Origin of the sequence: Nostoc sp. 'Peltigera membranacea cyanobiont' 232 (assembly GCF_002245985.1) — a bacterium.
Classification (GTDB): domain Bacteria; phylum Cyanobacteriota; class Cyanobacteriia; order Cyanobacteriales; family Nostocaceae; genus Nostoc.
Genome location: NZ_NOLK01000251.1, coordinates 1 through 6815, shown reverse-complemented (window position 1 = coordinate 6815; position 6815 = coordinate 1). Strand labels below are relative to the sequence as shown.

The 6815-nt window shown below is 40.1% G+C and carries 9 protein-coding genes; 7 read left to right on the top strand and 2 right to left on the bottom strand.

Annotation, left to right across the window (positions count from 1 at the left end; genetic code table 11):
• Positions 1–402: 402 nt before the first annotated feature.
• From CDG79_RS37945 to CDG79_RS37930, 5 genes are all read left to right on the top strand, one after another.
• A complete protein-coding gene (locus CDG79_RS37945; RefSeq protein WP_094346679.1) occupies positions 403–1575 on the top strand; it encodes a hypothetical protein in 1173 nt (390 codons plus the stop codon).
• 365 nt (positions 1576–1940) lie between these two features.
• Positions 1941–2111 (top strand): hypothetical protein, encoded by a 171-nt coding sequence (locus tag CDG79_RS44520; RefSeq protein ID WP_223278592.1) that lies wholly within the window; start codon positions 1941–1943, stop codon positions 2109–2111.
• 3 nt (positions 2112–2114) lie between these two features.
• Positions 2115–2297 carry a hypothetical protein gene (locus CDG79_RS41795; RefSeq protein WP_143855714.1) on the top strand — a complete coding sequence of 61 codons (183 nt, stop codon included), beginning with the start codon at positions 2115–2117 and terminating at the stop codon, positions 2295–2297.
• A gap of 424 nt (positions 2298–2721) precedes the next feature.
• A complete protein-coding gene (locus tag CDG79_RS37935) occupies positions 2722–3306 on the top strand; it encodes a CAP family protein (protein WP_094346678.1) in 585 nt (194 codons plus the stop codon).
• Between the two features lie 439 nt (positions 3307–3745).
• Positions 3746–4297, top strand: coding sequence for a tyrosine-type recombinase/integrase (locus CDG79_RS37930; RefSeq protein WP_094346677.1), 552 nt, complete (start codon positions 3746–3748; stop codon positions 4295–4297).
• Positions 4298–4411: 114 nt separating this feature from the next.
• Here CDG79_RS37930 and CDG79_RS37925 read toward each other — a convergent pair whose 3' ends face one another.
• The gene (locus tag CDG79_RS37925; protein WP_094346676.1) at positions 4412–4744 is read right to left on the bottom strand and encodes a hypothetical protein; all 333 of its coding nucleotides are present in this window, start codon (positions 4742–4744) and stop codon (positions 4412–4414) included.
• Between the two features lie 13 nt (positions 4745–4757).
• On the bottom strand, positions 4758–5096 hold the full coding sequence (locus CDG79_RS37920; protein WP_094346675.1) for a hypothetical protein: 339 nt from the start codon (positions 5094–5096) through the stop codon (positions 4758–4760).
• A gap of 876 nt (positions 5097–5972) precedes the next feature.
• On the opposite strand from CDG79_RS37920, the gene CDG79_RS44515 reads away from it, so the two are divergent.
• Together CDG79_RS44515 and CDG79_RS44510 are read left to right on the top strand one after the other, a co-directional pair.
• A complete protein-coding gene (locus CDG79_RS44515; protein ID WP_262985878.1) occupies positions 5973–6221 on the top strand; it encodes a reverse transcriptase N-terminal domain-containing protein in 249 nt (82 codons plus the stop codon).
• Positions 6169–6699 (top strand): group II intron maturase-specific domain-containing protein, encoded by a 531-nt coding sequence (locus CDG79_RS44510; protein WP_223278591.1) that lies wholly within the window; start codon positions 6169–6171, stop codon positions 6697–6699. Before CDG79_RS44515 ends, CDG79_RS44510 begins: the two co-directional genes overlap by 53 nt.
• Positions 6700–6815 lie beyond the last annotated feature (116 nt).

Below are 6815 nucleotides of genomic sequence, written 5' to 3'. Positions count from 1 at the left end.
CAGTAACACCACCACGCAAAGAACCATCAGTTGCTGTTTAATACCTAAGATTATTCATACTTTTGCTAAGTCTCTGATTAACTCAGCCCTGCTGGGTCTTTTTGCATGGCTTAGTCTAAACTCCAGTTAAGTGAAACGTTACCACAATTAGCAGAACAACTGTCTCAATATCTTCAGCAAAGCGAAGCAGGTAGAACTGCATTCAATGACCTCGAATCGGCGATTACTCAAGAGTTACAATCCCATGTAGAGAAAAGAGCTATCTTATCAATTTTTGATTATATTGAGCAATCCACTGTTGAGTCAGCCTTAACCCAAACAGTATTAGAATTAACGCAACAACTTTCTCAATATAAAGAGGAACTTGTTACAGCTAAAGCTACATTTAATGACCTGGATGCAGTGCTTGCGACTGAGTTAAAATCCCATGTAGAGAAAAGAGCTATTTCATCAATTTCTGATTATATTGAGCAATCGGCTGTTGAATCAGCATTAACCCAAACAGTATTAGAATTAACGCAACAACTTTCTCAATATAAAGAGGAACTTGTTACAGCTAAAGCTACATTTAATGACCTGGATGCAGTTCTTGCGACTGAGTTACAATCATATCTAGAGAAGAAAGCTATTTCATCGATTTCTGATTATATTGAGCAATCGGCTGTTGAATCAGCATTAACCCAAACAGTATTAGAATTAACGCAACAACTTTCTCAATACAAAGAGGAACTCATTACAGCTAAAACTACATTCAATGACCTGGATGCAGTTCTTGCGACTGAGTTACAATCATATCTAGAGAAGAGAGCTATCTTATCAATTTCTGATTATGTTGAACAATCAACTGTCGAGTCAGCCTTAACTGAAGCAGTATTAGAATTAACGCAACAACTTTCTCAATATAAAGAGCAGCTTGTTACAGCTAAAACTACATTTAATGACCTGGATGCAGTGCTTGCAACTGAGTTACAATCCTATATAGAGAAAAAAGCAATTTCATCAATTTCTGATTATGTTGAGCAATCGACTGTTGAATCAGCATTAACTGAAACAGTATTAGAATTAACACAACAACTTTCTCAATCTCAGCAGCAGCTATCAGCCGGAAGAACCATATTTGACGACCTGGAAGCAGCGATTGTTTATTTGGAGCAACTGCATAGATCACAAAAACCAGTGGATGCAGTTGCTCTTAATAAAGCTCAAACTCTAGCCACAGATCAACTAAAACTAACCCCGAATCAAACAGCCGAGTTATATCAGTATTACAGTGCCGACTTGCAAAACTTATTAGTGACTGACCGAGATAAAGAAATTGCTATCAGGGCATTATTAGATAATAAGCCATCTGAGGAGGTTGAAGAAATTATCTTTGCCAGTCCAGCCGGATGGACACAAGATGAAGCCAGAGAATTGGTACTAATCGCTAGCAATCAACTGGCAACTCAAAAGTCAGAACCAGAACAGTCACTTGACCAAAAGCAGCGTATTGAATCAGAATTCTTAGCTCTAGCAGTGCCTATTGCTGTTGAGTTAATGGCATCACCGTGCCAAAACGGGAAAATTGTACGCTAAGGGTGAAAGCCTTGCCCAGTAACTATCTTAGCCCCTCGCTTTTCTACAGCACCCATGAGCGGCTGTTTACCCTCAATTGATTGGTGCAGAGTATTGGTAGTACTCTGCACCATCTTCCAAGACTAATTCGAGTCAAAAGTGATAAATACAGGTATGCCATTTGCTCAAAACAACTGATTTTTATAGCGTTGAGGTTAGCATCAGTTCCTTAGAGTACAATTTTCCCGTTTTGGCACAGTGATGCCTTAATCAACTGGCAATTAAGAGAAAGTGGTGAGAATAGCCTTAGATTCAAACGTGCAACTCTAGAAAAGCAGGGTAGAGAACTGGTATTTACCCATGATGAACGAGGTGAGATTTTTCGGGTGGCAGTCAACCGAAACCAGTCAGGTGAGCTTGAGTCTTCACCGATTTATATTGGGTCAGTAGAAAGAGAAGATATTCAGCTTTGGCAAAAAGCAGAGCGTGTATTGCAACGACTAATAGAATCAGAACAGCAACAAAAAAGAAAACAGAGTAAAGGGATCTCTCTCTAGGTGATGGCGCAACTAGACACCGAGAAAGCTCAAATAGTCGGTGTCTGCCACTGCCACAAATCCTATCTGGAGCCACTCAGATTGTTGCAGGCAGCAGCAGACACGGAGCTTCGCCGCCTAGAAGTTAAGCTGACTTTTCCCGTTATCTTTTTGACAGAGCGATCGCTCACTATGTCCCTATCCTAATGTGCAATTACCTTAACCTCTCACTGATGGTTCCCGACTTAACGGGAAAAGTCAGATTTGTTAATAATTGTTTGGATTGTAGTAATTCTAAACCCCCACTTAAGTAAGTAGGCGAGAATAAATCAAACTAGATTAAGTAATGTAAAAAATATTGAGATTAGTTTGTAGTGAGACTTTAGTCCTCAAATGAGGGCTGAAGCCCTCACTACAAACCTTTAATTATTCACACCGCTTTACTTATTTACCCGAATGTGACACATTTTACGTCATATTACGTAATATTACTTTGTTAGTACCAATACGCTCTTTTAAGGACTTAATGATGATATAGGTATGCATGGTAGCGACCCACACCGTCACAAAGCCATTAATAAAGTATAATATGCTACATCTATCATCTCAGAAGCTATTACTCGGACTAAGCATGACGTGCTTGGCATCCATTGCTCCCTTGGGAATGCTTAACAATGGCATCGCTTTGGGGCAAACAGTCGAGCAGCAAACAGCGTTTCGTACATCCGCTCTGAATGAACACAATGCCAAGCGAGCGATTTATCCTATTCAGCCTCTGACTTTAGCAGGGAATGCTGACCCCCTGAGTACGGGATCTCAAACCTGGGCTGAACATTTGGCTTTAATCGGAAAGCTTGAGCATAGTTCTTCCACAGAACGGAATGGTGCCGGAGAGAATATATTCGTCGCTTACGATACGGATGCCGTTAGTGCAGCTAAGATTGGCAAAGATGCGTCTGATTCATGGTACAGCGAGGTAGGAAACTATGATTACGCAAACCCAAAGTTTAATGCTAGCACCGGGCATTTTACTCAAGTGGTCTGGAAGGACACTACGACACTAGGCTGTGGGTATGCAGTCGGAACTGCAACTATTGATGGAAATACTTACAATGCCTACTATGCGGTCTGCCGATATACTCCTGCTGGTAATGTAGAGGGCAATTTTCCTGCCAACGTTCTTCCGCCAAATCCAGGAATGTTATCTGGTGGTTAACTTCCTGAATGCGGACAGAATAATGACGGGTTTAAGGACGTATTGTGCCGTAGGGCATAACCGTCGCTTTCTAGGCAAGGGGGTGCAGGAGGCGATGGACAAATAAACACGAGTAATTTGCGCCGTAGAGGAACACCTCAAGCCAACGACAATTCAACCCAAAAAGCATTCGCGTTGATATCAAAATGAAACTCTCGAATGATTGTTTTTAGTTGTAACCAAATATCTTTTTTTGTAACCAAATATCTTCTATCGAGTTCTGTTATTTTTTCACGAATGATTGAAAACTACCTATTTGATTTGCTCTCCACAGAGAGTGTCAAATCATTTCAGCCAAGTTTTTGTATTTCACTAAACTGCACACCGCTATAGATCAATACTTTGACAGCTACATTACACGTAATAGTACAAACGTGTAATCCCCTAGAAAGTAGAAAACATGAAGGTTAGCGGCAACGGACAAGGCAAAATACTAACCCAAGACGAACTGAGGCGATTATTCACCGAGGGATTTCTCACTCACCGCGATCGCGCTCTGTTTGGGATTTGCCTTTTCACTGGTTGTCGCGTATCAGAAGCACTAGCACTCCAGACGACTGATATCAAATCTGGTGCTATCACTTTTCGCAAGTCTACCACCAAAGGTAAGCATAAAACCCGGATTGTAGACATTCCACCAACGCTAGCAGCAATCATGGACGAGTACCAACCCAAAAGTTCTGTGATGTTTCCCGGTATGCGCGGTGTAACTGAACGTCTGACCCGATTCATGGCAGACAAGATTTTACGGGATGCCTGCAAGCGGATTGGGGTAGAAGGAGTTAGCACACATTCCTTTAGGCGAACTGCCCTCACGCAGATGTCAAGCGCCGGGATACCTTTGAGAACTATTCAAGAAATATCTGGGCATAGCGATCTGGGTACTTTGCAGCGTTATCTGGAGGTCACGCCAGAGCAGAAGCGAAAGGCGGTTTCTGTGATTGGGTTTTAGATTCTATACTGTCTTCTACACCAGTAGATGAACTTGTTATAAGGTGGTAGCTCTTATGGGCAGAGAAATTACTGGTTGAGCTAACTCCATACCAATTACTATGTAAATTATCAATTAGATTTCATTTTTTTCATTTTCTGAAATTTTATCTCTATTGATGAACTCTTCAAATAAAACAAAAAATTTATCAAAAGCTTTTACATCGTCGGTGGAAAATAAAAGAATTACTTTCTCCCATGATTGCCTGGATTTAATACTAGCTTTATCTTTTATCCATTCTTGAAAAAATTCAAATTCTAATTCTTGGTCTGTTTTAGATAATTGAAGCTCTCGTTTAGCAACATTATATCCATGTAAAAATGCGTAAAGAGCAATAATAGAACGCCTTCCCAGATACACAATAGGTTGTTTTTCTATCTTGCGGATAATATCATATAAATCACTCATGTTTCAAGATTTTTTAATCTAAATATTTACTATCACTCTCATCTTTTTCTATTTTTTCATTTAAAAATTCATCAACTAATTTAAAAAAATTATCTAAAGCATCTTTCTCATCTTCTGAGTAAAAAAGTATTACACTAGACCAAGCACAACTTTTTCCAGCATCATATTTGTTACGAATCCATTGAATTAATTCACTAAATTCTTGCCGATATTTCTTGTATGTTGGTGATTGAGTATTACGCATTGCATGATTATATCCCAAGAAAAAAGCTTCTAAATTAAATATAGAGCGTCTTCCTAGACGATATGGCTCATTTTTAATAGTCTGTAAAATGTCGTATAAATCTTCCATATTTTTCTATTTTCACAGTTGAAAATAGAAATTATATACTTTGAGCAAGTGAAGTAGGCATCACCGTGCCAAAACGGGAAAATTGTACGCGCTTGGCTAAAAGTGCGATTCGTTAGCTAGAAACTAGAGCCTGTAAAGGTTTCAGAGGATTAGCTGCTAGGTAATGATAACAGAACCTTGACAACTGAATGACCATGAGGGTGAGAACCCCTCCCTCCAGGTGCAGGAGTGAAAGCATACAGAACACGGTTAACAACTGCGTCCCCTACGGTAGAGGATAGCCTACCAATCCGTAAAGCGGGGGTAAAAAATGGCTCCACTGACAAGCCTATGTTGGTGTCCATTGAGCAAAGTACCCATAAGTAAATCTCAGGATTAAAGGTGTGTTTGAATCATCGTGATTAGCACCCAGCGAAATAAGGCTGACGATAAAAAAATATCGGTTCACGCTGGAACCAAAAAGGTGAAGGATAAGGAATTGGCAATTTTTTAGTTGACCAATAAGCACTTCCTACAAACCCGGTGAAGAGCATCACTTTAAAGGTACATAGTATGGTCATTCGGAACGAAGTAACCCCTCGTTAGCTCTTAGTAAGTCGATTGCTAAGTAGGTGCTAACCGTATGCAGCGAGTGAGTGAGATTGAGTAAGAAGCTAATGCCTGTGTGTAATGTACAGGATATGCAAACGTACTCACGATGATTTGGAATGTGGAGTTACAAGTAGCAATAAATGACCAATACGAGTTTAAAGACTACGGTGGAGTGGAATCAAACGAATTGGCGAAAGCTGGAACGGGTGGTTTTTAAGTTGCATTCATAGAATCTACAAAGCCTCAAATCGTGGTGATGTAAAAGCAGTTCGCCGACTTCAAAAAATGTTGATGAAGTCCTGGTCTGGAAAAATGTTAGCAGTTAGAAGGGTAACTCAAGATAATCAAGGAAAGAATACGGCGGGTATAGATGGGGTCAAATCCTTAACACCTAACCAAAGACTTAAATTGGTCAAAATTTTGAGATTTAACGAGAAAGTAAAACCCACTAGGAGGTTGTGGATACCAAAGCCAGGGAGCAATGAAAAACGTCCCCTCGGAATACCCACAATTAGGGAAATCAACAAATGGTGACTCACTCTTGTTTAAAACAATCATCACCCCAAGTAAAGCAAAACAGAAGGTACACTATAAACGGATTTCAGAAGTAATAGAAGCTCATAAGTCAGCACCGCAATCGGCACTGATTAGTCACTTAAACCCAATTATACGGGGGTGGGCGAATTACTATTCAACTGTAGTAAGTAAGGAGGCTTACACTGACTTAGATAATCTTATGTACCTGAAGTTAAGAGCTTGGTCAAAGAGACGACATCCCAATAAATCAGGGGTATGGATAACCAGTAAATACTGGCAGGAAATAAGGAACAGAAATTGGGCTTTTGCGACAGAGGGAAAACCCTCAAAAGAGCTTTTAGAGCATAAGAAAACACCAATAGTACGTCACACGAAGGTCAAAGGTGAATCATCGCCCTTCGATGGAAATCTGATTTATTGGGCTACAAGAAAGGGGAATAATCCAGAAATGCCTATTAAGACTTCAATACCTTAGCCAAAATAAGAGCATAAAGAGGTAGGGCGCTTTGTAGTAGAGTTATTGTCTCTCACAACGACAACTCAAAAACTACAAGCCACCCATGCAAGACATCCTATCACTGTTACAATGCC

Bases quoted from the DNA above. Each gene is read 5' to 3' on its own strand.
- CDG79_RS37920 (WP_094346675.1), bottom strand. From the start codon at position 5,096: ATGGAAGATTTATACGACATTTTACAGACTATTAAAAATGAGCCATAT.
- CDG79_RS37930 (WP_094346677.1), top strand. From the start codon at position 3,746: ATGAAGGTTAGCGGCAACGGACAAGGCAAAATACTAACCCAAGACGAA.
- CDG79_RS37935 (WP_094346678.1), top strand. From the start codon at position 2,722: ATGACGTGCTTGGCATCCATTGCTCCCTTGGGAATGCTTAACAATGGC.
- CDG79_RS44515 (WP_262985878.1), top strand. From the start codon at position 5,973: ATGTTGATGAAGTCCTGGTCTGGAAAAATGTTAGCAGTTAGAAGGGTA.
- CDG79_RS37925 (WP_094346676.1), bottom strand. From the start codon at position 4,744: ATGAGTGATTTATATGATATTATCCGCAAGATAGAAAAACAACCTATT.
- CDG79_RS44510 (WP_223278591.1), top strand. From the start codon at position 6,169: ATGAAAAACGTCCCCTCGGAATACCCACAATTAGGGAAATCAACAAAT.
- CDG79_RS41795 (WP_143855714.1), top strand. From the start codon at position 2,115: ATGGCGCAACTAGACACCGAGAAAGCTCAAATAGTCGGTGTCTGCCAC.